The 25,244-nt window shown below is 37.0% G+C and carries 24 protein-coding genes; 13 read left to right on the top strand and 11 right to left on the bottom strand.

Annotated elements, in window-relative coordinates:
- The first annotated feature begins 59 nt into the window (after positions 1-59).
- A complete protein-coding gene (locus ACYQ0E_RS11610) occupies positions 60-974 on the top strand; it encodes a LysR family transcriptional regulator (RefSeq protein WP_460188390.1) in 915 nt (304 codons plus the stop codon).
- Positions 975-1,150: 176 nt separating this feature from the next.
- On the opposite strand, the gene ACYQ0E_RS11605 is transcribed toward ACYQ0E_RS11610, so the two are convergent.
- Positions 1,151-1,684, bottom strand: a complete 534-nt coding sequence (locus ACYQ0E_RS11605) for a hypothetical protein (RefSeq protein WP_460188389.1) — start codon at positions 1,682-1,684, stop codon at positions 1,151-1,153.
- An 87-nt stretch (positions 1,685-1,771) separates the two neighbouring features.
- Here ACYQ0E_RS11605 and ACYQ0E_RS11600 point away from each other — a divergent pair, with 87 nt between their 5' ends.
- Positions 1,772-2,224 (top strand): Rrf2 family transcriptional regulator, encoded by a 453-nt coding sequence (locus tag ACYQ0E_RS11600; protein WP_460188388.1) that lies wholly within the window; start codon positions 1,772-1,774, stop codon positions 2,222-2,224.
- A 13-nt stretch (positions 2,225-2,237) separates the two neighbouring features.
- Positions 2,238-3,053, top strand: a complete 816-nt coding sequence (locus tag ACYQ0E_RS11595) for an ABC transporter ATP-binding protein (protein WP_460188387.1) — start codon at positions 2,238-2,240, stop codon at positions 3,051-3,053.
- 114 nt (positions 3,054-3,167) lie between these two features.
- Here the strand turns inward: ACYQ0E_RS11595 and ACYQ0E_RS11590 are convergent, their stop codons facing one another.
- The 3 genes from ACYQ0E_RS11590 to ACYQ0E_RS11580 all read right to left on the bottom strand — a co-directional run bounded on the left by ACYQ0E_RS11590 (position 3,168) and on the right by ACYQ0E_RS11580 (position 9,073).
- The gene (locus ACYQ0E_RS11590) at positions 3,168-4,610 is read right to left on the bottom strand and encodes an efflux transporter outer membrane subunit (RefSeq protein WP_460188386.1); all 1,443 of its coding nucleotides are present in this window, start codon (positions 4,608-4,610) and stop codon (positions 3,168-3,170) included.
- On the bottom strand, positions 4,610-7,762 hold the full coding sequence (locus ACYQ0E_RS11585; protein ID WP_460188385.1) for an efflux RND transporter permease subunit: 3,153 nt from the start codon (positions 7,760-7,762) through the stop codon (positions 4,610-4,612). The genes ACYQ0E_RS11590 and ACYQ0E_RS11585 overlap by 1 nt, the downstream gene beginning before the upstream one ends.
- Before the next feature lie 150 nt (positions 7,763-7,912).
- A complete protein-coding gene (locus ACYQ0E_RS11580; protein WP_460188384.1) occupies positions 7,913-9,073 on the bottom strand; it encodes an efflux RND transporter periplasmic adaptor subunit in 1,161 nt (386 codons plus the stop codon).
- 439 nt (positions 9,074-9,512) lie between these two features.
- Here ACYQ0E_RS11580 and ACYQ0E_RS11575 point away from each other — a divergent pair, with 439 nt between their 5' ends.
- The gene (locus ACYQ0E_RS11575) at positions 9,513-10,157 is read left to right on the top strand and encodes a TetR/AcrR family transcriptional regulator (RefSeq protein WP_460188383.1); all 645 of its coding nucleotides are present in this window, start codon (positions 9,513-9,515) and stop codon (positions 10,155-10,157) included.
- A gap of 32 nt (positions 10,158-10,189) precedes the next feature.
- Here ACYQ0E_RS11575 and ACYQ0E_RS11570 read toward each other — a convergent pair whose 3' ends face one another.
- The 5 genes from ACYQ0E_RS11570 to ACYQ0E_RS11550 form a co-directional block, all read right to left on the bottom strand.
- Entirely contained in the window at positions 10,190-11,260 is a 1,071-nt protein-coding gene (locus ACYQ0E_RS11570; RefSeq protein ID WP_460188382.1) for a mechanosensitive ion channel family protein, read from the bottom strand.
- Positions 11,261-11,509: 249 nt separating this feature from the next.
- Positions 11,510-12,346, bottom strand: a complete 837-nt coding sequence (locus ACYQ0E_RS11565) for an OmpA family protein (RefSeq protein WP_460188381.1) — start codon at positions 12,344-12,346, stop codon at positions 11,510-11,512.
- 190 nt (positions 12,347-12,536) lie between these two features.
- Positions 12,537-13,367, bottom strand: a complete 831-nt coding sequence (locus tag ACYQ0E_RS11560; protein WP_460188380.1) for a mechanosensitive ion channel family protein — start codon at positions 13,365-13,367, stop codon at positions 12,537-12,539.
- Complete coding sequence (locus ACYQ0E_RS11555) at positions 13,364-13,576, bottom strand: hypothetical protein (protein WP_460188379.1); 213 nt, start codon at positions 13,574-13,576, stop codon at positions 13,364-13,366. Before ACYQ0E_RS11555 ends, ACYQ0E_RS11560 begins: the two co-directional genes overlap by 4 nt.
- A complete protein-coding gene (locus tag ACYQ0E_RS11550) occupies positions 13,573-14,121 on the bottom strand; it encodes an RNA polymerase sigma factor (RefSeq protein ID WP_460188378.1) in 549 nt (182 codons plus the stop codon). Before ACYQ0E_RS11550 ends, ACYQ0E_RS11555 begins: the two co-directional genes overlap by 4 nt.
- Positions 14,122-14,344: 223 nt before the next feature.
- Between ACYQ0E_RS11550 and ACYQ0E_RS11545 the strand changes: the two genes are divergently transcribed.
- The 5 genes from ACYQ0E_RS11545 to ACYQ0E_RS11525 are packed head-to-tail and all read left to right on the top strand — an operon-like array spanning position 14,345 to position 19,526.
- A complete protein-coding gene (locus tag ACYQ0E_RS11545; RefSeq protein WP_460188377.1) occupies positions 14,345-15,727 on the top strand; it encodes a hemolysin family protein in 1,383 nt (460 codons plus the stop codon).
- The gene (gene mgtE, locus ACYQ0E_RS11540) at positions 15,720-17,087 is read left to right on the top strand and encodes a magnesium transporter (RefSeq protein ID WP_460188376.1); all 1,368 of its coding nucleotides are present in this window, start codon (positions 15,720-15,722) and stop codon (positions 17,085-17,087) included. Before ACYQ0E_RS11545 ends, mgtE begins: the two co-directional genes overlap by 8 nt.
- 13 nt (positions 17,088-17,100) lie before the next feature.
- The gene (locus ACYQ0E_RS11535; RefSeq protein WP_460188375.1) at positions 17,101-17,529 is read left to right on the top strand and encodes an ATP-dependent zinc protease family protein; all 429 of its coding nucleotides are present in this window, start codon (positions 17,101-17,103) and stop codon (positions 17,527-17,529) included.
- Entirely contained in the window at positions 17,529-18,440 is a 912-nt protein-coding gene (gene rimK / locus ACYQ0E_RS11530) for a 30S ribosomal protein S6--L-glutamate ligase (RefSeq protein ID WP_460188374.1), read from the top strand. The genes ACYQ0E_RS11535 and rimK overlap by 1 nt, the downstream gene beginning before the upstream one ends.
- Positions 18,441-18,443: 3 nt before the next feature.
- Positions 18,444-19,526: a succinylglutamate desuccinylase/aspartoacylase family protein gene (locus ACYQ0E_RS11525; protein ID WP_460188373.1), complete on the top strand. Its 1,083-nt coding sequence runs from the start codon at positions 18,444-18,446 to the stop codon at positions 19,524-19,526.
- Positions 19,527-19,611: 85 nt separating this feature from the next.
- Here the strand turns inward: ACYQ0E_RS11525 and ACYQ0E_RS11520 are convergent, their stop codons facing one another.
- Complete coding sequence (locus tag ACYQ0E_RS11520; RefSeq protein ID WP_460188372.1) at positions 19,612-20,994, bottom strand: patatin-like phospholipase family protein; 1,383 nt, start codon at positions 20,992-20,994, stop codon at positions 19,612-19,614.
- Between the two features lie 159 nt (positions 20,995-21,153).
- Between ACYQ0E_RS11520 and ACYQ0E_RS11515 the strand changes: the two genes are divergently transcribed.
- Complete coding sequence (locus ACYQ0E_RS11515) at positions 21,154-21,771, top strand: hypothetical protein (RefSeq protein ID WP_460188371.1); 618 nt, start codon at positions 21,154-21,156, stop codon at positions 21,769-21,771.
- 101 nt (positions 21,772-21,872) lie between these two features.
- On the opposite strand, the gene ispB is transcribed toward ACYQ0E_RS11515, so the two are convergent.
- Positions 21,873-22,838 carry an octaprenyl diphosphate synthase gene (gene ispB, locus ACYQ0E_RS11510; protein WP_460188370.1) on the bottom strand — a complete coding sequence of 322 codons (966 nt, stop codon included), beginning with the start codon at positions 22,836-22,838 and terminating at the stop codon, positions 21,873-21,875.
- A 350-nt stretch (positions 22,839-23,188) separates the two neighbouring features.
- Here ispB and rplU point away from each other — a divergent pair, with 350 nt between their 5' ends.
- From rplU to cgtA, 3 genes are all read left to right on the top strand, one after another.
- Positions 23,189-23,503 carry a 50S ribosomal protein L21 gene (gene rplU / locus ACYQ0E_RS11505; protein WP_275595311.1) on the top strand — a complete coding sequence of 105 codons (315 nt, stop codon included), beginning with the start codon at positions 23,189-23,191 and terminating at the stop codon, positions 23,501-23,503.
- Between the two features lie 66 nt (positions 23,504-23,569).
- A complete protein-coding gene (gene rpmA / locus ACYQ0E_RS11500) occupies positions 23,570-23,827 on the top strand; it encodes a 50S ribosomal protein L27 (protein WP_460188369.1) in 258 nt (85 codons plus the stop codon).
- Between the two features lie 303 nt (positions 23,828-24,130).
- Positions 24,131-25,201: an Obg family GTPase CgtA gene (cgtA, locus tag ACYQ0E_RS11495; RefSeq protein ID WP_460188368.1), complete on the top strand. Its 1,071-nt coding sequence runs from the start codon at positions 24,131-24,133 to the stop codon at positions 25,199-25,201.
- Positions 25,202-25,244: the final 43 nt, after the last annotated feature.

The following is a 25,244-nucleotide window of genomic DNA, read 5'->3' as shown; positions in this document are numbered from 1 at the left end:
GTTATGAATAGGGTAATTTTTGATTAACTATCAAAATATTTTTGAAAATAGGTAGGGTTATGAATATTGACGATCTTAAGGTTATTTTAAAAATTGCAGAGTTTAGAAGTATTACGCAAGCCGCCGAACAGCTTGATATGAGTACGGCAACCGCAAGTGCGGCACTAAAACGTGTTGAAAATTTATTGGGTACAGAATTGTTTACGCGAACAACACGGCAGCTTAAATTGTCTAATGCAGGTGAACGTTATATACCCGAATGCAAACAAGCTTTGCAGGTTCTTGATAGTGCTAAACAAAATATTAAAGAAGATATGGGAATTATTGATGGCGAGATACGTTTGGCTGTCTCTTCGGATTTAGGGCGTAATTTGGTTATGCCTTGGCTTGATGAGTTTATGGATGTCTATAAAAATTTGAGTCTCAAAATTAATATTAGCGATAGTAATATCGATTTTTATCGTGATTCAGTTGATATGGCTTTACGTTATGGAACACCTAATGATGCAAGTATGTATGGCTTTAAAATCTGTGATATGCCAGGTTGTCTATGTGCTTCGCCGGATTATTTAAAACAACATGGAATACCAAAAACACTGGTTGAGTTATCTCATCATAATGGACTTTTTTATCAACTGGATGGCATTAAAAACGATCTTTGGACATTTGATGAGAATGGCAAAGCTTGCAAAATTAAAATGAAAGGAAACCGCGTATCAAATGATGGTGATTTGGTTCGACAATGGTGTGTAGCAGGTAAAGGATTAGCGTTAAAATCCAGTTTGGATATTTCTAGTGACTTACTATCAGAAAAGGTTATTGCGTTAAAAGAATTTTCGCCGATTTCAAAAGAATTGTGGTTGGTTCTTCCTAGTCGACAGTCTATTACACCAGCGGTGCGATTGTTGAGAGATATGCTAAAAGAAAAAACGGCACAAATTTTTACAAAAATGCGAGAACAGGGCGTTATATAGTATTGGTAATTGTTTTACAATAAACCCTGTAGCATCTGTCACAGTCTTGAATGTAAATACGGCTAATAATGGAATATTAGCAGAATAAAATTATGATGATAAGGTTAAGTATTTTGTTGTGAATTGAGTAAAAAAATAGGTCTTTAAAACGTATGTTCACTACTTAAAATTTGGCTTTACATTTGTTCAACAGGCAGTAACTTGGTTTTTAATTTTTCTAATGCTCGAGTAATTTCGCCTTTATTTGTATGCCAAAGAGCGCCACTGCTTAGTACAAAGGTGACTACTAGTGTAAGTAGCATTAAATTACCTGATAAGTATAAAAATATCATCATACTGATATTACTCATATTTGGATCGGTGGTTAAACTACTTGAAATAATATACCCTGTTAAAAATATTGATCCACAAATTAGATAGGCCATAAATATAATGCGATTATGACGGATAGCCAAAGCCCAATTTGCGGCAACATACCAATGTGATTCGGGATTTTCTTTTAAGTTTAAAAATAGTGACTTTCCATAAAAATATTGAAATAACATGATGCTTAAAGACGCAATTGGAATTATCCAAAGCCAATGGATAAGATTTAATTCAAATAAAATAACCACAGTAAATAAATGAACCAAAATAATATTTAAGTTAAAGATATTATGCGGTGTTTTAGCTTGTTTTATTTGATCAGAATTCAGAGTTGTTTGTACCATATTACAATTCCTATATAAGATGTATTAAAAATACATGTTATATTAAAAATAAAAAGAAGTCTATAAGATTCATATAGGATGCACTTTATGCAGTTAACAAAATACACAGACTATGCCTTACGAGTGTTGATTTATCTCGCGATGGAAGAAGATCGTACTGAAAAAATACAAATCCAAACGATTGCAGATAAGTTTGGAATTCCTAAAAATCACTTAATTAAAGTGGTTCATCGGTTGGGGTTAGAAGAATTTATTACAACAATCAAAGGAAAAGGGGGCGGAATCTTTTTATGTAAGGCGCCTTCGGCGATAACAGTTGGGCAAGTGGTTAGATGTTTAGAAGCTACATTAAATCCAATAAATTGCGAAATGCCTGCTTGTTGCATTAAAGAGATTTGTTTATTAAAACCAGCCTTAAATGAGGCTATGGAAGCTTTTCTGGCAACGTTAGATAATTATACATTAGCGGATATTACGCAAAACAAAAAGAGTTTGGTACAGGTTTTACACACCGGCGGTACAGAAAACTTTTTTAAATAAAGAAGGATCACTCGTGACAAATCAAGAGCAAAATACGGATGTTTTACTTGAATTTAAAGACATCTTTGTTAGTTATGGCGAAGCTCCAGTTTTAGAAAACGTAAATTTAAAGGTTTTAGAAAATCAACATTGGGTCATTTTGGGAGCCAATGGCAGTGGTAAATCTACTCTAATAAAATTGATATCAAATGATCTTTACCCAAACCCAAAATACCCATTTAAAAAAGAAGTGTTTGGTAAAGAGTTATGGAATATCTTTGAGCTTAAACATAATTTAGGAATTATCACCCACGATTTACATAATTATTTTGCGATGAATGGTCGTTTCTTAACCGCTTATGAAGTTGTTATTAGCGGGTATTATAGTTCTATTGGTGTTTTTCAACATCAAGATTTTACCGCTGAACAACATCAAAAAGCACAAGAGATTTTGGCATTTTTGGACATCTCAGAAATGAAAGATAAGCAGGTGCATCAAATGAGTACTGGTCAGTTAAGATTATGTGTAATTGGCAGAGCTTTGGTGCATAATCCACGTGCTTTATTATTGGATGAACCCACAATAGGTTTAGATTTTAAAGCGCAACATCGGTTTTTAAAATTGCTTCAAAAACTATCAAAAACAATGTCGATTATATTGGTTACACACCACATTGAAGAGGTGTTTGATGAAATTAGTCATGTGGCTTTAATGTATAACAAAACGGTGTTTAAGCAAGGTAAAAAACAAGATATTTTAACGTCTGAAAACTTATCTACTATTTATGAAATTGAGATGGATATTCAGCAACAGGAAGGGCGCTATTATATTCAAGGCATTCGTGAATAATATTTGTTAAAAACCAGCTACAAAAAAAGGCCATAATGGCCTTTTTTTGTAGGAGAGTTTTTTAATTCATGGAGTTTAAATGACTCATTTATAAGTTAATAGAGTCAATATACATTATGAACTGGTTTTATTGCTATCTTGCCACTTTCCACCTAACGCCTTATATAAATTAACTAAAGCTTTGGCATGATTTAATTTTAAATCAACACGGTTTAGTTGAGCTGAAAAGAGGTTTCTTTGTGCATCTAAAACTTCTAGATAACTTGAGTAACCTGCATCAAAACGTTTCTGTGACAAATCTAAAATTTTCTCAAGTGCATTTACCTGTCTGTCTTGAGAGGCTAATTGTTTAGCGGTTCCTTGTAAGTTCGTTAGGGAATCCAATACTTCTTTAAATGCTGTTCGTATAGTTTGGTGGTACTGAATGACCAATGCCTGTTTTTGAGCTTCGGCTATTTGTACTTGTGACTGACGTTTTCCATAATCAAAAATGGGTGCATCAATGGCAGCAGATGTTGTCCAGCCAATAGAATCATCACTAAATAACTGATTTAGAGCTTCACTAGAAAAACCGAACAGGCCTGTTAAACTAATAGACGGGTATAAAGCCGCTTTAGCCGCTCCAATATTGGCGTTAGCCGCAATTAAACGTTGCTCTGCCGCTTGGATATCAGGGCGACGTTCTAGTAGTTCAGATGGTAATCCTTTTGGTAACGGTAAACTGTTTAACGAGTTTAAGTCCTTTGTTTGTAAACCACTTGCCATCATTTTGGTTAATGCTTTTGGCGATTGCCCAACAAGAACGGACAGTGCATGCAATTGTAAATCACGTTGTTGCTGTTGAAGTTGCAAAGCAATTTCAACAGAGGCGAGTTCTGATTCTGCCTGATGAACATTTAAGGGGGTTACGCTACCGTATTTAAGCTGTGTTTGTCTAAGTTCTAAAGTTTCTTTTCTAGAATTGACTGTATCTTGAGCAAGTTTGACATTTTGGTTAAGTGCCATCAAGTTTAGATATGACTCTGCAACCGCAGCAGTTACACTTAATTTAACGGTTTTTTGATCCGCTTCAGTGGCTTGTAAATTCGCTTCTGCTTCTTTCTCTAAGGCATCATTTTTGCCCCAAAGATCAATTTCATAGCTCAATAAAGCCCCTAAAGAAAAAGTACCGTAAGTGTATTCGGAATCAACAGGGTATTGGTTCAGAGTGTTTTTGGTTCTACCTAATGTACCACTGGCGCTGAGTTCAGGATATTGAGCGGCCTGATTCTGAGTTAATACAGAACGCGCTTGTTGAAGGTTTAATTTTGCAATATTAATGTCGCTGTTGTGTTCTAAAGCTTCGTTAATAAGAGTATTTAAACGATCATCACCTGAAAGTTGTTTCCACCATGCCTGTTCACTTTGGCCTAATTGCATGTCAACTTGAGGTGGTAGGTTTTTCCAGTTTTCTTGGTCTGGAAGTTCAGTTTTTGGTTTTTCATAAGTAGGTATTTGGCTACACCCCGTCATTAATAAAACGGGGATAAGAGCCGAAATGGTGATTATTTTTCTCATTATTTAGACTCCACTTGATTTTCTTGGTTAGGTTTTGTCGTCTCTTTTTTTGATGAAAAACGTTCTGAGAAATCCGCAACCCATCTGAAAAACATTGGTACAAATAGCGGTGCAAAGATAGTTGCAGCAATCATACCACCTACTAAACCTGTACCAACTGCTTGACGTGCTGCAGCACCTGCACCCGTACTTAACATTAACGGAATAGCAGCAATGGTAAAGGCTAAAGAAGTCATTACAATTGGTCTGAAACGCATTTGAGCAGCTATTTCAGCAGACTCGAGTAATGAATAACCTTGTTTGTGTTTTTGCATAGCCACTTCAACAATCAGTATGGCATTTTTAGCGGATAACCCTATTAATGTTAGCAATCCCAATTGGAAGTAAATATCATTTTGTAATCCGGCTAATTTCACCGCGATTGTTGCACCAAGTACCGCAAATGGTACTGCAGTAATTACTGCAATTGGTATTGACCAGCGTTCATACTGTGCGGCTAAAATTAAGAACACAAACAATAATCCAAATAAGAAGGCCTGGTTACCGCTGCTTGCAGATGCTTTTTCTTGATAAGCTTCACCCACCCAACCTAAACTGTATCCTGTTGGCATGACTTCATTGGCGACTTCTTCAAAAGCGGCAATGGCTTGACCAGAGCTGTAACCTGCGGCAGGTTCGCCCATAAGTTTGGCAGCTGGGAATAAGTTAAATCGATCTATAACATCTGCCCCAGTGGAGCGTTTTACTTTAACTAAAGCACTTAGAGGAACCATTTGTCCGGTTTGTGAGCGTACAAAAACTTTTGCTAAATCTTTTGGACTTTCACGGAAATCAGATTCTGATTGTAAGTTTACTTTATAAGTACGGCCGTATAGATTGAAGTCATTTACATACATACTACCGAATGTGGCTTGCATGGCTGTAAATACATCTGAAACAGGTATTTGCATTGACTGAGCTTTATCCCGATCTAAGGTAATCTCATATTGAGGTGTTTTAGTAGAGAAAGTGGTACGCACTGACTTTAATTCAGGTCTTGCCGTAGCTTTTTTAATTAATTCATCTGTTACTTTACTTAGGGCTAAAGAGCCATCACCGTTACGGTTTTGTAAGTAGGCTTCAAACCCCCCCGTCATACTCATCCCCATAATAGTAGGCATGCCGATTGGGATGTTAAATGAATCAGGTACAGCTGAAAGTTTTCCAAATATTTGACCCACAATACCATTGATATCTTCTCCTGGCCCTGTACGGTCATCCCAAGGTTTTAAATTTACAAAAGTAACACCAGCATTGGTTTTATTCGTAAAGGTTTGTAAATCAAAGCCCGCAAAACTTAGCGCGTGGGCAACAGTAGGGAGTTGACGAACAGATTCTGATACTTCATTACGAACCACTTCTGTACGTGCTAAAGAGCTTGCAGGTGGTAGGTAGCTTAATACAAAAAGCACCCCTTTATCTTCTTGAGGTAATAAGCTTTTAGGCACACCACCTAAGGTTTGGTAGGTGATAAATACCAGGCCTGCAAAAAGCAAAATGCTAATTAGGCTGTAACGAATAACAACCTTAACACCTGCTGTAAATCCACTGGTTAAGCGTTCAAAAAAGCGGTTAAAGTATAAAAAGAATCCGGTTTGTTTATGTTCCGCTTTTTGTAAGAGGTTTGCACATAAAGCAGGGGTTAATGTTAAGGCAACAATTCCTGATATTGTGACCGAAATAACAATAGTAATCGCAAACTGCTTATACATTTGTCCTGTTAAACCACTTATAAATGCAACGGGAATAAATACCGCAGAAAGTACAAGTACAATTGCAATAATTGGCCCTGTGATTTCATGCATCGCCTTAATTGTGGCATCACGTGCGGAGAGATTTTCGGTTCGCATTATTCGTTCAACATTTTCTACAACGATAATGGCATCATCTACCACAATACCTATGGCGAGTATCATCCCAAATAAAGTCAGTTGGTTGATAGAGAAACCAAGTAAATACATCCCTATAAATGTACCAATAATCGATACAGGAATCGCCAAAACAGGAATTAAAGTGGCACGTGCATTTTGTAAGAATAAATATACAACTAATACAACTAATACTAGAGCCTCAAACAGGGTATAAATTACTTTTTCAATTGAGATATTTACAAATTCTGTTGTGTCATATGGCACTTCATAATTTAACCCTTTAGGAAAGCTTTTAGACATTTCAGCTAATTTTTTATCAATGATTGCCGACGTTTCTAATGCATTTGCCCCTGGTTTTAAAAAGATACCAATCGGAACAGTTGGTTTACCATCAAAAGTCGCATTAAAGTTGTATCTTTCTGTACCTAATTCAACTCTGGCAACGTCTTTTAGGCGCAAAGTATTACCATTGGTACCGGCACGTAAAATAATATTTTCAAATTGTTTTGGTGTAGATAGGCGTCCTTCTGTTGTCACAGTGTAAGTAAAAGCTTGCGGGTTGGACATTGGTTCTTTACCAAAACTACCAGCCGCAAATTGTGAGTTTTGTGATTGAATGGCACTGTATACATCACTTGGTGTCAGCTTGTATTGTGCTAATTTGTTTGGGTTTAGCCAAACTCGCATTGAATAGTCTTTTGTACCAAATTGACGAGCTTCACCTACGCCTGGAATACGAGCAAGATCATCTAAAACGTTAATTAAGCCATAGTTTGCAATAAAAACGGTATCAAGAGAAGAATCACCAGAATACAAGGCAATAACCTTTAATATACTGGATGATTTTTTATTAACCGTAACACCAACCCGTTGAACTTCAGTTGGGAGTTTGCTTAAAGCACTTTGTACTTTGTTATTTACATTAATGCTTGCTTGGTCTATATCGGTACCAATTTTAAAGGTAACGGTAAGCGTTAATGTACCCGCTGACGAGGTGGTTGAGTTGATATACAGCATGTCATCCACGCCGTTAATCGCTTGCTCTAGAGGTGCGGCAACGGTTTGTGATATTGTTTCAGCACTTGCGCCAGAGTAGGTTGCGCTAACCGCAACTTGTGGCGGAACAATCTGAGGGTATTCAGAAATGGGCAGGCCTTTCATAGCAAGAAAACCTGCGATAATTATCACAAATGAAAGTACGCTGGCCAATACGGGGCGATTTATAAAAAATTTAGAAAACATGGTATATCCTCAAATTAACACACACTTAGGTGTTAATTAGTTTGTCATTAGCTGTAAATGAGTTGCCATTCAGTAAAGTTATTTTCATAACTTTACGATTTGATTTTGTAGGCTAGGTCTAGTTTTGCTATTAATCCAATAATGATTAGCTTATTTACTTGCTTTACTGTCTGTTTTAGCTGGTGTAATGCTTACTGGTGTTTTTGGTCGTAACTTAATTAAGTTATTCGTCACGATTTGATCACCATTTGATAAACCTGAATCGACTAGCCAGTTATTCTCTTTTTCACCTGCTAATTGAATAGGAGCTAAATCTGCAATACCATCTTTTATTTTATAAACAAAGGCTTGGTTACCCATTTGTAACATTGATTTTTGAGGAATAACAAATACATTTTTATGAATAGCATTGGTCAATCTTAAGCGAATAAATTCACCAGGTATTAACGTATGGTTGGTATTGTCAAATACCGCTCTAGTTTGAATGCTTCCTGTAGATACATCGATATTACTATCTACAAAGTCAACTTTACCCGTTGCGATAACGTTGTTTTGACTATCGATGATCTGTGCTTTCCACTGATCTTCTGGTAGAGAGGTTAGTTTGCCAGCGGCAATCGCTTTTTGTTGTTGGACATGGTCGGCATCAGGGATAGAAAAAATAACATTGATTTTATTTAATTGAGTAATGGTTGTCAGTAGACTGTTATCGGCACTTGAACCAACTAAACTACCAATATCTTGTTTCTTAATACCGACTACGCCACTAATTTCAGCGCGAACTTCTGTGTAATCTAAATCAATCTGCGTTTCATTTAATGCGGCTTTTTGACCCTCTAAATTCGCTTTTGCCAATTCAAGAGTAGACAGCGCCGTATCAACTTCCTGTTCACTGACTGCTTTATTTTTATATAAACCTTTTACGCGATTGTATTCACGTTGTGCTTGGTTTAAGTTGGCTTTTGCAACACTAACTTGAGCCTTAGCTTTAATGACTAAGGCTTTATATTTACGATCATCAATCTTATATAAAACTTGTCCCGCTTTAACGGTTTGCCCTTCAGTAAAAAACTTTTTCTGTAGAATTCCGTTTACACGTGCATAAACTTGAACTTGTTGAGCCGCTTGAGCTCTCGCAGAGTAGTCTGAATAAATTTCGACATCTTGCTGCGCTACTGTCATTGCACTAACGGGCACAGCAGGTGGTTTTTTGGCTTGTTCAGCAGCAGACGCAAAAAAAGGTATAAAAAGCAGAGCGCCTATAAGTCCTTTTGAAAGTCGGGCCTTGGTTGCTAATAGCGATAAGATCATGATGGAATCCTTAGAGTAATTATCTGATTTCAACAAAGTGTAGCATACACTACACTTTTGGTGCAATAAAGAGTTACAATATAATTGAATTTTATAGAAATATAATTGTGGGCATTCAAAAACGGCATAATGTGAACCTTAAAATACATGTCTTAAAAGGGCATTTATAAATATTGGTTTTAAGTGTATTGCAGTTCATGTTAATAAACGGTTAACGTATAGAAAAAATTATAAAATGCCTTTTTATTTTTTGTAAAAAAGCACAAAACAACAAAAGCGTTAAGATAAAGATCTCTTAATTAAAGGGGTATGTAAACTGTACTTAAGGCGTGAGAATATGAGAATGGGTTCTTTTTGCTCAGAGAATTTTATAAGTACATATTTTTAGTAATGGGCTTAATATTAAACATGATATCGGAAATTATTTTTTGGTGAACTTATGACTAAACCAACACAGCCAACACTTTGTGAACCTTGTAATAAACGGGGACTTGCTCGTCAGCAAAAGTTTTTAGAAACAGCAGAAGAACTTTTTTTAACCATTGGTTATGCCAATACAAGTGTTAATGAAGTTGTAAGAATTGCCGGTGGTTCTTTAGTGACGCTTTATCGTATTTTTGGTAATAAACTCGGCTTGTTTGAGGCGGTTTTTCGTAAAAAAACCATGGCATTTTTCAATGAGTTGGACGAAGGCGTAGTTTGGAGCGATGATTTAGAAAGTAGTTTGATGAGTTTTGGCAGGCACATGCAAAGCGTTATTTTGAGAGAAGATGGTATTGCGGTTTATCGTCTAGTATTAATGGAAAATAATGCAGATCAGCAAGAAATACAACGAATTTATTATAAATATGGTCCGCAAGTGGCTATAGGAATGCTAGCAAAATACTTAAGAAAACAGGTTAAAGCCAATAAGATTAAAGTAGATAATACCGAATTAGCGGCGGCACAATTTATGGAAATGATAAAAGGCCCTTTTGTAAATCGCTTGATTTTTGGTGAAGTGATTACTAAAGAAGAAGTTGATCTTGCTTTAAAGCAGGGCGTTAAAATTTTGTTAAGTGGTGTGGCTGTTAAACAGCCCTAACCGTTAATGTCCTTCTATGCCAGAGCTCTGTACTAAAGTTTGGTTTGTTCGGGTAGCGATTTAATATATAAGTCATGTTTGCTGTAAGGTATTTCAATTTTTTCTATTGCAAAACGTTTATAAATAGCGGTGTTTAAACTGTCTTTAACACGCCCTCGTATTTCGGGATTGTCTATCCACACAAGCAGTTCTAAATCTAAACCAGAAGCACCAAATTGACGAAAACGTACTCTAGGCTCTGGATCGGTACAAATTTGTATCTCCTGTTTTGCTATATCCATAAGCGTGTTTTTAACATGATCAATATCTACATTGTAAGCCACACTTACCGCAATGCGTGTTCTTGATTTTATATGACGACCAGACGATTCATTTACGATCTTACCGTTGGCAATGACGGCATTGGGTACATTTATTTCTAAATCGTCACGGGTTAAAATTCGGGTTGAACGTAAACCAATGTGTGTAACCATTCCTCTTTCACCACTATCAATGACAATGTAATCACCAATTTTATAAGGTGAATCAGCTAATATAAATACCCCAGAAAGTAGATTGGCAATAGTGTCTTTGGCCGCAAAACCAACGGCAATACCAATGATTCCTGCTGAAGCTAGCCAGGCACTCATATCAATGTTCCAAGTAACAAACAATAGATAAAAAATAATGAGTACAACTAATACGGCAGCCACATTTTCAAATAAAGGCAGAGTTTGTGGCTGTATGTATGAACCAGGTTTATGTGTTCTGCTTAAGTTTTTAAGACTAAATTGTGAACTTCGATAAATAAACTGGCCCCAAACAATAATATCGATGCTTTGTAAAAGCATGGGTAATATCGTTTGTAATTTATTGTGTAAATTAAATACGTTAAAGGCGTTATCGAAGCCAAGCAGGATAATAGAAATAGAGATGGGTAAACGTATGGCTTGAAAAATAAAAGCTAAATTAATTTGTTGTGTTTTGTTTGCCCAAGTAAGAAAGGTCCAACGAATGAAATAGCTAACAAATAGAGCAATAAATAGAGCGCTAATTATTAGTAAAAGGGCGTCAATTAACGGGTTGTTAGGTGTACTTAGGTGTTGTTTTATAAAATCTAGCATAAATATTCCTTTAATAAATCAACGAACTTTCATTATGATTTAAATTTACCAGGCCTGGTACATTCAAATGAATAACAGGAAATATTTATTCATTTTTTACTTTTATAACGTGTTTAAATTCATATTTAAACGTAAAAATATCTAAATACTAAAACGGCCGTTTTCTGTACAGAAAACGGCCGTATTTTTTAGATCATAAATTAAATACAATGCTTTAATAATGACCGATTTTAAGGCTTAAATAGTAAACTATTTGATGATTTCCATCTCTACGCGACGGTTTTCAGCACGACCTTCTTTTGTTTTATTTGAAGCCATTGGATTTTCTTCACCCATACCTGTTGCATGAATACGATCTGCTTCAATACCTTTTGACTCTAGGTAAGTTTTTACTGAGTTAGCACGTTTTTCAGAAAGTTTTTGATTATAGGCTGCTGGCCCAGTAGAGTCAGTGTGACCAGTCACTTTAACGTCTGTTTTAGAATTATGTGAAAGGTAGTCAGCATAGTCATCAAGCTTTGTTTTAGCGGCATCTTTTAATACAGCTTTATCAAAGTCAAAGAAACCACGGAATTCAACAGGTGCTGTATCTACAATTTTCTTAACAAAAACTGGCTTAGGTTCAGGAGCAACTACTGGAGCAGGTTTCGCTACAACAGGAGGTTTTGGCTCAGCCCAACCTTCACATTTTGCCATGGCGGTATCTTTAGACCAGTGAATTGTACGAACGCAGTAACCGTAATTATCACGTACAATGCGGTTTTGTGAGTCAACAACATAAGCAACTTGATCAGAACCATCAATGTCTTCTTTTACTGGAGGAAGAAGTGTCGGTGCTGGCTTGCTTTCGGCAGTTGTGCTTTCAGCAACTGATGTCGTTGTGCTAGTTTGTTTAGTTTTAGGTGTTTCACAGCTGGCTTCAGCGGTTTCAGGAGTCCATGAGCTAGAACGAACGCAACTTCCATAAGCATCTTTAACAATTTCACCGTAACTATCTGTTACGTACGCATTAGATGCCGCAATAGCGTTTGTACTTGCCGAAATAGAGATAATTGCAATTAACGGAAGTAGTCGTGTTTTAATCATTTACATAATCCTTTTGTAGATAAGTTTAGAGTCAAAAATAACTCTTCATCACTTAAGACAGTTGGTAAACTTAAAAAGTCACAAACAAAAAGCTTTAAAAGAATTATTTTTTAATTTCAGCCTATTTATATGCTTTTACGTATTGTAAATCAAGAATAAAATTAGGGTTTTTGTTTAATCGTATAAAATTCTATACTTTAGGTTGTTTTTGATAGATTTGATCTAGCAATTTATCATTTGGGATAACAACAATTCCATCGTCTGTATTTATTTCAGTACTACTGCCATTGATTTTTATTACCGTACCGGTTTGATCTTGTATTGTAATTGTGTCATGAATCTTTATATGTTCTTTTAAATAGTAGCCCGATAAAAGTTTCTTTAATTGAGGTGCACTTCCAATACCTATTGCTAACGCAATGGCTAAAGTAAATCCAGTAAAGGCGACCAAAATAATCATTTGAATTAATTGAGTATCAAACTCAAGCTGCTCTAAAACAGTCAACACAATAATGACAAACAATAGGCCATAAACAGCGTTAGATAATAATCTTGCCGCTGCAGGAATAAAATTTTTGAATGTATTGTGAAGAACACTGCGAATAAAGTGGGCGATAAATAGACCTGCCACCAAAATGATTAACGCCGCCATTAAATTAGGTATATACATGGCAATTTTGTTCAGCGTATCAACAAAGCCTTTTAATCCGGCGTATTCAGCGGCAGTGATTAATGTGAAAAGTACAATTAACCAAAAGAACAGGCCTGCTAAAAGTGTTGAAGGGGTTTGTTTGATGCCTATAGCGAGCAGTTTTTTATCTAATTGAATGCGTTCAGCCGCACAATCAAATTTAAGTTTTTTAAACAGCTTAAAGCTAAACTTTTTAACAAACACGGCAAGTAAATAACCGATTATTAAAATGCTTAAAGCAATCAAAATATCAGGTAGCGCCATTAAAAAATTATTATAAGCATCTTGCCAAGTAAACTGTATGCGGTCTTTCACATCGTAAATATTCATTTATTTTCCTTTTGATGTGTACATGTTTTTGCCATAGAAAATAGAGCCAAAGGTACTTTATAAAAGAATAGAGAAAAGACTTCTTGTAATAAGGTAAGCCAGTTTACGCCTTGAACAATCATGACTACACGCTCTTCAGGCGAGTTTTGTTTATGATCTATGGATAAAAGTTGTTTAAGTTTGTTTTCATCTACTGAGTTAGGATTCATGAACAGTACTTCTCGTAAAGTTGTTTAAAATTATCCATAGCACGGTATAACCGCATTTTGGTGGCACTGAGTTTAATATCTAAAATCTCAGCAATCTCTTTTAAGCTTAATTCTGTATTAAAACGCATGCTAATAATGGCTTTTTCGAGATCTGCTTGTTTGTCTATACAATATTGAACACATTGATTTTCATCATCACATTTAAACTCTTCACTGAGTTGCAAGTCGTCGGCATAATCCTCTAATGAATCATAATGAGTAAGCTGTTTTTTTTGAGCGGCCGTATGGCATAAATTAATGGCAATACGATATAACCAAGTTGAAAATTTAGCGTCACCTCTAAAATTTTTTAACTGCTGAAATACCTTTAAAAAAACTTCCTGAGATAACTCTTCTGCCTGTTCTGAATTTCCAAAATAGCGTAAACAAATTGCATGAACTTTTTGTTCATGACGTATAACTAATTCCTCAAATGCTAAGGTGGTATGAGGCAGCTCACTTTTTGCTTGTTCTACAATTTCAATGTCGGTTAAATTTTTTAACATGCTTGCTATGATACTTAATTTAAGGTCAACTGACGAAACGGCTTTGAGAATCAATGTACTTATGCAGTATTTTATCTTCAATATTTTTCAGCAGAAAACCTCACTTAATAATTAAGACGACATCTTTATAAAAAAGGTCACATTGTTAAAGTGACTTTTAGTATAAATTAGCGGTCTGATGAGTTATGAGTTGGCTACATTATAAAACGATAGGAAAAATACAATGGAAAACTTTAGTACCAGCTTAATGGTGATTGTTGTCTTATTAGTGGCAAATGGTTTTTTTGTTGCCGCTGAATTTGCTTTGGTTAAGGTGCGTACATTACGTGTTGAAAACCTGGCAAAAGAGGGTGGTTTATCTGCACGTTTAACCCTAAAAATTAAACAAAATCTTGAACCCTATCTAGCAGCGTGCCAATTAGGGATTACCATGGCGTCACTGGGATTGGGTTGGGTCGGCGAGCCCGCGGTGTCTAAAGTATTAGAACCTGTATTTTATTCGATGGGTATGCCAGATGAAGTCTTGCATTTCACTTCGTTTTTAATTGGTTTTATTGTTTTCTCTTCGTTGCATATTGTTATTGGTGAGCAAGTGCCTAAAACCTATGCAATTCGCAAGCCTGAACCCGTATCGGTTTGGGTGGCGATTCCGTTACATGGTTTTTATCTGCTGAGCTATCCCTTAACGAAAGCCTTAAATTGGTCAGCGTCGACTATTTTAAAAGCAATGGGGGTTAAAGAAGCTTCGCACGAAGAAATTTTTAGTGATGAAGAGCTTAGTGAAATGGTTGATGTATCGAGCACTCATGGAAGTTTAGACAATATTAAAGCGGATATGATTCAAAATATGTTTGCGTTTGATACCCGTATTGTAAGAGATATTATGGTGTCTCGAAGCCAAGTCGATTGGATAGACGTTAATAGTGATATAGATGTCATTAAAAAACAAATTGTTGAATTGGGCCATTCTCGCTTTCCGTTAGTACGCGGTAATTTGGATGAAATTGTTGGCGTGTTATTGGTAAAAGACTTGTTATTGTCAACCTTAGACAGTAACGCTGAAACGCCTAATGATATTGAAGAAATTGCTCGTAAAGGTTTAATTATGCCTGAAGTCATGGGGTTGCAAAAAGCCTTTGATTTAATGCGCAGTGAGCGAAACCATATGGCATTAGTGGTGGATGAATACGGCGCATTATCTGGGATTATTACTATGGAAGATTTAATTGAAGAAATAGTGGGTGAAATTGCAGATGAACTAGATGATGATGAACTTGCGATTAAGCAATTAAAGTTTACCGAAGGCTTTGAAATTTCAGGGCTAATGGCATTGCATGACTTTGAAAAGCTAACGGGCTCAAAGTTAAATGTAGAGCACAATGTAAGCACTATTTCTGGATTAATTATGTCTGAATTAAATGAGATACCAAAAGTGGGTGATCAGGTGTTATATAACCACTGGCAATTTAACGTAAAGAGTTTAGAAGGTAATCGTGCTGAAAAGGTCTGGGCAATTCTTCAAAAAACAGATTTAGAGGTGAATGATTTGCATAGACAAGTGATGCCAAATGAATACACTTTAAGCAAGGAGACAAAAGATGTCTAATGACCTGTTTCCTGAAGAAATAGTGAGCAGTGAAGATAAGCTGCTTTATATTCAAACGCTTGTTGCTGAAGAACGTGAACAAGAAGTTTGTGATTTATTTGAAGGTTTAACAGAAAATGAGTTGTCTCATATTCTTGAATCCTTTCCTCAAAATCAACGCCAGGCATTATGGAGTTGTGTTCCAAATGAAATTCGCGGTGAGGTACTTGCTGAACTAAATGAAGATGCACGTTTAGCCATATTACAAGATCTTAAAGCTGAAGAAATCAACGAAATCACTAAAGATTTGGACGCTCAAGATACGGCCGAAATTTTAGACTCTCTTGCTCAAAATTTAGAAGACGATGTGATGCAAACCATGAATGCATCACGTCGTGAAGAGGTGCAAAGCGTTTTAGACTATGAACCCGATGCGGTTGGACGTTATATGCATACCGACACGGTAAGTATTCGTGAAAATGTTAAGTTAGAAGTCGTTCAGCGTTATTTGAGAATTAAAAACATCATCAATAGGGGCACCTTAGAATTGATGGTTGTCGATGAGAATAGCCGTCTTTTAGGTGCTTTACATGTGGTTGAGCTCATTCGCAATGATCCAGAAGCGATGGTTGCAGATATTATGGAACCGCCAGATACTGTACTTGATACGATGAGTGCTATTGAAGCAGCAAAATATATTCGATCTAAACATCATCATTTTGCGCCAGTTATAAATGAATGTGGTGTTTTGATGGGTCAGTTAACAGCGGACGATGTGTTTGAGCTTACTTTAGAAGAGAGTGAGCAAACCGTTATGAATATGGCCGGTTTAGATGAGGAAGAAGATTTATTTGCCCCAATAAAAAAGAGCGTGAATGGACGTACCATTTGGCTAGGAATTAACTTGGCAACAGCTTTTTTAGCCGCCGTTGTTATAGGTCAGTTTGAGGCCGTGATAACTCAAGTTGTTGCTTTAGCTGTTCTTATGCCCGTGGTTGCAAGTATGGGCGGGATAGCAGGAAGTCAAACATTAACTCTGACTATTCGTGGTTTGGCTATGGGTAAAATTGGTGGTACCAACCGAGTCGTACTTTTTAATAAAGAGTTTTGGATTGGTATTATAAATGGTCTCATTTGGGCTGTGATTGTGGCTATAATTGCACAGCTTTGGTTTGGTGATATTATGATAAGTATTGTAATCGGCTTGGCAATCCTTATCAATATGATTGCGGCGGCTGTTTCAGGTGTTGTTGTACCATTAATCTTAAAGAAGTTCGGACAAGATCCCGCACTGTCAGGAGCTGTGATTTTAACAACGGTAACCGATGTGGTTGGGTTTTTATCCTTCCTGGGGTTAGCCACATTATTAATTTTAAAATAAAAAAGGATCGGCTATGTCTAATGTAGTTGGTTGGCGTGAATGGGTAAGACTGCCAGAATTAGGTATTGAGCGTTTACAGTGTAAAGTCGATACAGGGGCAAAAAATTCAGCTCTTCATGCATTTGAGGTTGAACCCTTTCAAAAAAATGAACAAAACTGGGTACGTTTTTCAATACATATTGATGAAAATGATCCTACACAAATTAAAACCTGTGAAGCTGAAGTGAAAGATATTCGCAAGGTTACAGACTCTGGCGGAAATTCCACCGATCGTTTTTTTATTGAAACAATTTTAGAAATTGGTGAACATAAATTACCCATTCCCGTTTCGCTTACAAGTAGAGATACTATGGCATTTAAAATGTTGTTAGGGCGTACTGCTCTTAGAGAGGCGAGTTTAATCGTACATTCTGATGAATCATTCTTGCAAGGAACAAAATAATGAAAATAGCCATTTTATCAAGAGGGCCAAAGCTTTATTCAACCCGTCGTTTAGTTGAAGCTGCTGAGGCAAAAGGGCACGAAGTACGTGTGATTGATGCGCTTCGTTGTTATATGAATATTAACTCTGTGCATCCCGAGGTTCATTATAAGGGTCAAGTTCTTGAAGGGTTTGACGCGATAATCCCTCGTATAGGTGCTTCTGTTACATTTTATGGAACAGCGGTTCTTAGACAATTTGAAATGATGAATGTATTTCCGTTGAATGAATCAGTAGCCATTTCTCGCTCACGCGATAAGTTAAGAAGTTTACAGCTGCTATCACGTAAAGGGGTTGGTTTACCTGTCAGTGGTATTGCACATTCACCAGATGACGTGGATGACTTGCTTAAAATTGTTGGGGGCGCACCTGTTGTTATTAAACTGCTGGAAGGCACCCAGGGAGTAGGGGTTGTGTTGGCCGAAACTCACTCTGCAGCAACCAGTGTTATTCAGGCATTTAATGGCTTAAGAGCCAATATTTTAGTACAAGAATTTATTAAAGAAGCTGGCGGTGCAGACATTCGTTGTTTTGTGGTAGGTGGTAAAGTCATTGCTGCAATGAAACGTCAAGGTAAAGAAGGTGAGTTTCGTTCCAACCTACACCAAGGTGGTTCAGCTAATTTAATTAAAATTACAGCCGTTGAGCGTGCAACGGCCGTTAATGCGGCAAAAATCATGGGCTTAAATGTGTGTGGTGTCGATTTATTACGCTCAAACCACGGCCCTGTGGTTATGGAAGTTAACTCATCTCCAGGTTTAGAAGGTATAGAGAAAGCAACAGGCAAAGATATTGCAAGTATGATCATTGCCTTTATTGAAGCGAATGCAAATAAAAAGATAAACCGTACACAGACAATTGGTAAGGGCTAAAAAATGCAACCTAAAATCATTCGCAATAAGCCAATTATAATTGGGGATGTGACTGTTAAGCCTGGCGAAAAAAAGACCATTGAATTACAGGTTGGAAAACTCTATACACATAGTGAATTGACCATGCCGGTACAAGTATGGTGTGGTAATCAGGCCGGGCCAACTTTATTTATTAGTGCGGCAATACATGGCGATGAATTAAACGGTGTTGAGATTATTCGTAGGCTGTTAAAAGTTAAATCTCTTCAGCGTTTAAAAGGCACATTGATTACCGTGCCAATTGTCAATTTACATGGTTTTATTAACCATAGCCGTTACTTACCCGATCGTCGTGATTTAAATCGTAGTTTTCCAGGTTCTAAATCAGGCTCTATTGCAGGACGTTTAGCCCATATTTTTCTCAATGAAATTGTCAATAAGGCAACTCATGGTATTGATTTGCATACTGGTGCGATTAACCGTACCAACCTGCCTCAAATTCGTGCCGATTTAGATAATGAAGAAGTGAAAGAAATGGCGAACTCATTTGGTTCGCCAGTTATGCTAAACGCCAATTTGCGTGATGGTTCTTTAAGAGCCGCTGCGGTTAAAAAAGGGATTCCAATTCTACTGTATGAAGCGGGTGAAGCATTGCGTTTTGATGAGGTTTCAATTCGTGCAGGTGTGTCGGGCATTGTGAATGTTATGCGTCATTTAGGCATGTTGCAGAAATCTCGCCGTAAAACAGAACGTAATACCAAACCTGTTGTGGCACGCTCAAGCTTTTGGATACGTGCCCCACAAAGTGGCATTTTTAGATCTTTAGTCAAAGATGGTGATCGAGTTGAAGCCAATAAGACATTAATTGGTGTGGTATCAGATCCATTTGGAGAAGTGGAAGAAGAGGTCTATTCGCCAAACAGTGGTATTGTTATTGGCCAAATGTGCATGCCTTTGGTTAATGAGGGTGAGGCCCTGTTTCATATAGCCAAATTTGCTCGTAGTGATCTTGCGGAAGGTAAGGTGGGTGAATTTCAAGAAGAGATGTATGACGATGCAAACTTGATGTACCCTTCGGATGATATTCCAAGATACGGTTCTGTATAAAGAGACCACAAAAGTTGGGTATTTTAGTTAAACGGCACTTAAAAGCCTGATTTCGATATTTTATCGGACTCAGGCTTTTTTGTTTCTAAAGCGCTTTTTGTAAGCCAGGATCGTCATCTAACTCTTGTAAAAGCATTTGAAACTCTAAATTGTTTTTTAATAGTGAACGACCGGCCTTAATTAGTTTTGCCATATCTGGTTTTGTTAAACTTAGGCGAGTGGGGATAAGGTTAAACTCATTAACCTCTTTTTTTGAACCTAATTCATTAAAACTAATTTTTATAAAGTGTGGTTCAACCGTGTTTTCTTTGGTGGAGAGTTGATTGCCCCATTGAGTTAATGATTGTTCAAATAACTGTAATGTAGAAACATTGTATCTATGAATTTGAATATCACTCATAGCATCAATGCTCTGTTGCATAGTAGGGCTTTTATTGGTCATTCTAATGTTTTGAGAACTTTCGGTAGAGGCATCTACCGAAATAACTGCGATATGTTTGACTTTCTTTTTATTTAACTTTTGTAAAAAAGCTTTAGGCCCGCCAGTAAATTGAATCGATTCGTAAATGGCACGTAATCCTAAATTATCAGTAATACCACCGTCCACTAATTGTAAATACGGGTAATCTATTTCTATGTATTCTTTTAGAGAATTAATGGCTTGCTGTAATTCCATATTGTTTTTTATGTTTTGTTCTGCAACAGCAAGTTTTTGGGAAGCACCATTATTACAAGGTTGAAAGTTTTGAACAACCACAGGATTAAAAACGACAGGTACAGCAGAGGAGGCTGTTACCGCTTTAGCGACAGAGAAACTATTGATATCAGAGCAAATATAATCAAAATAATCTTGGGTAAATGAAAAGCGAGCGCCATTTGCTAAGTCAGAAGCATTAATTAAAATCAGGGGGCGACCTGGTTTGTTTAAATCGGCAAAAGTCGCATCTTTAAAAATGGTACTGTTATATAACTGTATCGCTAACTGAGTTCGGCCAGTATCGCTAAACCAAGTAAGAGGATTAAGAACCTCACTAATGAGTTCGTCTTCAAAGTTTTTCTGAAGCATGACTTTTTCAAAATCTTTAAAAGTTCGATCACCATTTAAACCGTAATATGCGGCAATAAAACTACCACCAGAAACCGCACTAATAATATCAACCTCGTCTAACAGGTTTGTGTTTGTTTTATTATGCGGCAGTTTTGTGTTTTTTAATTCAAGCAGAACGCCATAGGCCAATGCGGCGGCACGAGTTCCACCTCCAGAAAAACTTAACACAAACGCAATACGACCCTGGGGCTTCTTTTCTAAGACAGATTTTATTGAGTAACTATTCTTTTCTGCTTTAGAGTAATCGGCTTGTTTTTTATTATTAATCACGCCATATGAAGAACAGCCTGTTATAACCGAACTTAATAATAAAAGTAGAAGGGTGGTTTTTAGTATTTGTAAGGGTTGCATGTTTGCCATCGCACAGAATATTTTAGGTATCTTAACATGAGTTATTTTGAGTACACAGAGCTCTAGTGTAGATACTTTTAATGGCAATGAAAATAAACGAATAAAATTCTCATTTAGGCCTTTATAAAAATGACTTGCGGTCGATACCTTTAATAGAGGTATCTATGGATGATAAATAATAAGCCGGTTGGTCCAGCTATAAAATACTTTTTTAGGCGTTTAGAAAAACGTTCTGCGGAGATTCAAGAAGAACTGAATTCCGAGGCTGATGCACACCAAGACGTACTGTTTGAAGAGGTTGAGGGCTTTTTTAGACAAATTATGACTCAAAATATTTTTATTCACACGGTGGGTTTAAATGGTAAGCATGAGTCAACAATCTTATCTAAAGCCATTTTTAGTATGAATCGAGTTGTTCGAGTTTATTACAGTACAAGTTTTGATGAAGAGCAGAGTGGCTTTATTCGTATTCGACCTGATACTCAAGAGCAAAAAATTATTGTAGAGCGTTTGCATGGTTTTCGTCCAAAAGCGGAAACAATGTACTCAAGTGGTGATCAAGGTCATGTCATTCGTTTTATGATACGTTGGTTAATGCGTCGAATAGATTGGGATAAAACACGTTTAGGTAATTTAGACTTGTATAAACGCGTTCTTGAACAACGACAAGCAGAAGTTGAAGAGCAAATTGCCGCAGCCGCAGCCATGCAAGAACAAGAAGACTTGCAACGAACCTTAGAAAGGCATCAAAAGGTTATTCAGAATAGAAGAAAAATTCATCAATAGAGCCTAAGTGCTCAATTGTTAGGGATTTAATTAAGTAAAGACAAATAAAAAACGCCCACAGTACATATATTGTGGGCGTTTTTTATTGATGATTTATTTGTTTAATGAGAACGGTTGACTGCTAAATCTGCTAGCGCAAAAAGTGCTGACTTTAATTGACTGTCTTCTAAAACATCTAAAGCACGTTTTGCTTGCTCAGCTTCCTCTTGCGCCACTTTTTGGGTAAAAGATATCGCACCAGAATTTTTAATAATTGCGGTGACTTCTTCTAATAAATTAATCCCTTCAGACTCAATGGCATTACGAATGATTGTTTTATCAGTATCGCTACCATTTTCTAAGACATAGATGAGTGGCAAAGTAGGTTTACCTTCTGCTAAATCATCACCAATGTTTTTACCTAACTCTTCTTCGTTGGCCGTGTAGTCCAATGCATCATCAATCAGTTGAAATGCAGCGCCTAAATGTCTGCCATAAGCAATAAATGCACTTTCTAGTTCAGGTTTATTGCTTAGTATTGGTCCCATTTGTGTGGCAACTTCAAACAATTTGGCTGTTTTGCGGTGAATCACTTCCATATAACGTTCTTTGGTCGTATCCGCATCATGGCAGTTAAGCAGTTGCAATACTTCGCCTTCTGCAATCACATTAGTGGCTTCAGACATAACCTGCATGATTTTTATCAGGCCTGGTTCAACCATCATTTCAAAAGAACGAGAGTATAAAAAGTCACCCACAAGTACACTGGCCGCATTACCCCAAACTTCGTTAGCCGTTTTATTGCCACGACGAGTATCTGATTCATCGACAACATCGTCGTGTAATAACGTGGATGTATGAATAAACTCAATCACGGCCGCCATAAGTTGGTGGTCTGTACCTTGATAGCCACAAGCACGGGCACTTAAAAGCACTAAAAGCGGACGTAGACGTTTGCCGCCACTATTAATAATGTAGTGTCCTACTTGGTTAATCAAAACAACGTCCGAAGAGAGACGGTTAAGAATGAGTTGGTCAACCGCTTTAATATCGTTTTCGATTAAGCCACGGATTTCAGATAACGTCATGATTGTGATAGGCGATGAGCCTTCCAGGTATTTAATTAAGGCGGCTATTTTAGTATGAATAAGCCATTGACGCTAGTCTTAGCGGGGAGATAGCAAATAATATTAAAAAAAAGGAAAATATCTGACCCAAAAACGTATCGCAATGAATAAAAAAATATTCATTATATTCAAGTCGTTAGCGGTCTTAATCACAGAATAAGCCATTCACGGTTGTTTATAAATTTACCAGGCCTGGTAAATCTAAAAATAGGTGTAAAATTGTTTTGACCTTATGGGTGAAAGTTTGTATAATCCCGCTTTCGCTAAATAAGCGGCTTATTAAAAAGAATTAAGATATCCGGGAGAAAGATATGTACGCAGTTATTAAAACCGGTGGTAAGCAGTATAGAGTTCGTGAAGGTCAAATCTTACGTATTGAATCACTAAATGCAGAAGCTGGTGATGCAATTGAGTTTGACGAAGTATTGATGGTAGGTGAAGGTTCTGATGTTAAAATCGGTATGCCTGTTGTTGAAGGTGCTAAAGTTGCCGCAACTGTTGAATCAAACGGTCGTGGTAAAAAAGTTACTATCATCAAATTCCGTCGTCGTAAGAACCGCTCTAAGACTAAGCAAGGCCACCGCCAAAACTACACTGAAGTTAAAATCGGTAAGATTTCAGCTTAAGATTTGAATCAAAACGGCTGTTATTTCTGAGTAGGGGATAACACTGTTAACTAAAAGGACTATACCATGGCTCATAAAAAGGCAGCAGGTAGTACTAAAAACGGTCGCGATTCTAATGCCAAGCGACTAGGTGTGAAAGCATTTGGTGGACAGCAAGTTTCTGCTGGTAGCATTATTGTTCGTCAGCGTGGAACTAAGTTCCACCCTGGTGAAAACGTTGGTCGTGGTAAAGACGATACTTTATTTGCAAAAGCAGACGGTTCAGTTGCTTTCGTATCAAAAGGTAAGCCTTTACGTACTTACGTAACAATTGTATCTGAATAATTTCAGCCTCTATTGTTAGAAAAACGCCCCGCTTTGACGGGGCGTTTTTGTTTGTGCTTAAAAAAGAGTAAAAAGTAGCTGTTTTTAAACGTTCTGATGCGTTATTAATCAGTTATAGCTAAACTTTTATAACTAAGCTTTGATAAAATAAATCGATTTTGTACAGTTTCAATAAAATGAATTTTTAATTCCTCGTTATTATGTGGTTTTAACGCATTTATTTATGTGTCTTAAGTCATTTTATTAAAGCTGTTACTGTTAATTTGCCAGATAATCTGGTTAACCAATTTAAAGGATGCATTCATGCAATTTGTAGATGAAGCTAAAATTCACGTAGAAGCTGGTCGTGGCGGAAACGGAGTGGCGAGTTTTCGCCGCGAAAAATACATTCCTTTTGGTGGGCCAAATGGTGGCGATGGCGGCGATGGCGGTAGTGTTTATCTTTTAGCCGACCGTAATCTAAATACCTTAGTCGATTTTCGTTTTACCAAAAACTATAAAGCACAAAATGGTCACGCAGGAATGGGTCAACAAAAAACGGGACCTGCAGGTGAAGATTTAGTAATTACTGTGCCAGTGGGTACAAAGGTTGTTGATGTAAATGCGGATGAAGTCGTAGGTGATTTAACCGAGCATGGCCAAAAGCTTTTGGTCGCACAAGGTGGTCTTCATGGTTTGGGCAATATTCACTTCAAAAGTAGTCGAAATCGTACACCACGTCAATGTACACCTGGTGAAGATGGTGAAGAAAGAGAGCTGCGTTTAGAGCTTATTGTTCTTGCAGATGTTGGTTTACTTGGTATGCCAAATGCAGGTAAATCTAGCTTAATTTCTGCTGTATCTGCCGCGCGTCCAAAAGTTGCCAACTACCCGTTTACTACCTTGTACCCTAATTTAGGTGTGGTAGCGGTTTCTCCTGAAACCAGTTTTGTTATTGCTGATATTCCAGGTCTAATTGAAGGTGCAGCAGAAGGCGCTGGTTTAGGTATTCAGTTTTTAAAACATTTGTCCCGTACAGGTCTTTTATTGCATGTTGTTGATATTGCACCTGAAGATGAATCTGATCCAGCTGAAAACGTAAAAATCATTCAAAAAGAATTAGAAAAATACAGTGAAGAACTTTCAGGCAAAGATCGCTGGTTGGTCTTAAATAAAACCGATTTATTACCTGATGATGAGGCGGACGAAGTTTGCCAACGCATTGTTGAAGAAACTCAGTGGCAAGGTAAGGTTTATCAAATTTCAGCTGTTCAGCGTGCGGGTACACAAAAACTTGTCAATGATATTGCCTATGCGTTAGAGCAGAATCGAATTGAAGCGGCTGAAGAGTTAGCACCTGTGCGTGCCCAAGTTGATGAAGATTTTGAATTTTAATCATTTATTTTAATAGTTACCTGAAAGTCATAAAGAGTTGAAG

It is taken from the genome of Thiomicrorhabdus hydrogeniphila (genome assembly GCF_054656895.1).
The sequence above is the reverse complement of the archived record's forward strand: the minus strand, read 5'-3'. Positions and strand labels throughout refer to the sequence as shown.

Excerpts from the sequence above, each read along its gene's own strand:
- ACYQ0E_RS11575 (WP_460188383.1), top strand. The coding sequence starts at position 9,513 with ATGACTAAACCAACACAGCCAACACTTTGTGAACCTTGTAATAAACGG.
- ACYQ0E_RS11600 (WP_460188388.1), top strand. The coding sequence starts at position 1,772 with ATGCAGTTAACAAAATACACAGACTATGCCTTACGAGTGTTGATTTAT.
- mgtE (WP_460188376.1), top strand. The coding sequence starts at position 15,720 with ATGTCTAATGACCTGTTTCCTGAAGAAATAGTGAGCAGTGAAGATAAG.
- ACYQ0E_RS11515 (WP_460188371.1), top strand. The coding sequence starts at position 21,154 with ATGATAAATAATAAGCCGGTTGGTCCAGCTATAAAATACTTTTTTAGG.
- ACYQ0E_RS11555 (WP_460188379.1), bottom strand. The coding sequence starts at position 13,576 with ATGAATCCTAACTCAGTAGATGAAAACAAACTTAAACAACTTTTATCC.
- ACYQ0E_RS11610 (WP_460188390.1), top strand. The coding sequence starts at position 60 with ATGAATATTGACGATCTTAAGGTTATTTTAAAAATTGCAGAGTTTAGA.
- ispB (WP_460188370.1), bottom strand. The coding sequence starts at position 22,838 with ATGACGTTATCTGAAATCCGTGGCTTAATCGAAAACGATATTAAAGCG.
- ACYQ0E_RS11570 (WP_460188382.1), bottom strand. The coding sequence starts at position 11,260 with ATGCTAGATTTTATAAAACAACACCTAAGTACACCTAACAACCCGTTA.
- ACYQ0E_RS11545 (WP_460188377.1), top strand. The coding sequence starts at position 14,345 with ATGGAAAACTTTAGTACCAGCTTAATGGTGATTGTTGTCTTATTAGTG.
- ACYQ0E_RS11550 (WP_460188378.1), bottom strand. The coding sequence starts at position 14,121 with ATGTTAAAAAATTTAACCGACATTGAAATTGTAGAACAAGCAAAAAGT.
- ACYQ0E_RS11585 (WP_460188385.1), bottom strand. The coding sequence starts at position 7,762 with ATGTTTTCTAAATTTTTTATAAATCGCCCCGTATTGGCCAGCGTACTT.
- rpmA (WP_460188369.1), top strand. The coding sequence starts at position 23,570 with ATGGCTCATAAAAAGGCAGCAGGTAGTACTAAAAACGGTCGCGATTCT.
- ACYQ0E_RS11590 (WP_460188386.1), bottom strand. The coding sequence starts at position 4,610 with ATGAGAAAAATAATCACCATTTCGGCTCTTATCCCCGTTTTATTAATG.
- rimK (WP_460188374.1), top strand. The coding sequence starts at position 17,529 with ATGAAAATAGCCATTTTATCAAGAGGGCCAAAGCTTTATTCAACCCGT.
- ACYQ0E_RS11535 (WP_460188375.1), top strand. The coding sequence starts at position 17,101 with ATGTCTAATGTAGTTGGTTGGCGTGAATGGGTAAGACTGCCAGAATTA.
- ACYQ0E_RS11605 (WP_460188389.1), bottom strand. The coding sequence starts at position 1,684 with ATGGTACAAACAACTCTGAATTCTGATCAAATAAAACAAGCTAAAACA.
- cgtA (WP_460188368.1), top strand. The coding sequence starts at position 24,131 with ATGCAATTTGTAGATGAAGCTAAAATTCACGTAGAAGCTGGTCGTGGC.
- ACYQ0E_RS11565 (WP_460188381.1), bottom strand. The coding sequence starts at position 12,346 with ATGATTAAAACACGACTACTTCCGTTAATTGCAATTATCTCTATTTCG.
- ACYQ0E_RS11580 (WP_460188384.1), bottom strand. The coding sequence starts at position 9,073 with ATGATCTTATCGCTATTAGCAACCAAGGCCCGACTTTCAAAAGGACTT.
- ACYQ0E_RS11525 (WP_460188373.1), top strand. The coding sequence starts at position 18,444 with ATGCAACCTAAAATCATTCGCAATAAGCCAATTATAATTGGGGATGTG.
- ACYQ0E_RS11560 (WP_460188380.1), bottom strand. The coding sequence starts at position 13,367 with ATGAATATTTACGATGTGAAAGACCGCATACAGTTTACTTGGCAAGAT.
- rplU (WP_275595311.1), top strand. The coding sequence starts at position 23,189 with ATGTACGCAGTTATTAAAACCGGTGGTAAGCAGTATAGAGTTCGTGAA.
- ACYQ0E_RS11520 (WP_460188372.1), bottom strand. The coding sequence starts at position 20,994 with ATGGCAAACATGCAACCCTTACAAATACTAAAAACCACCCTTCTACTT.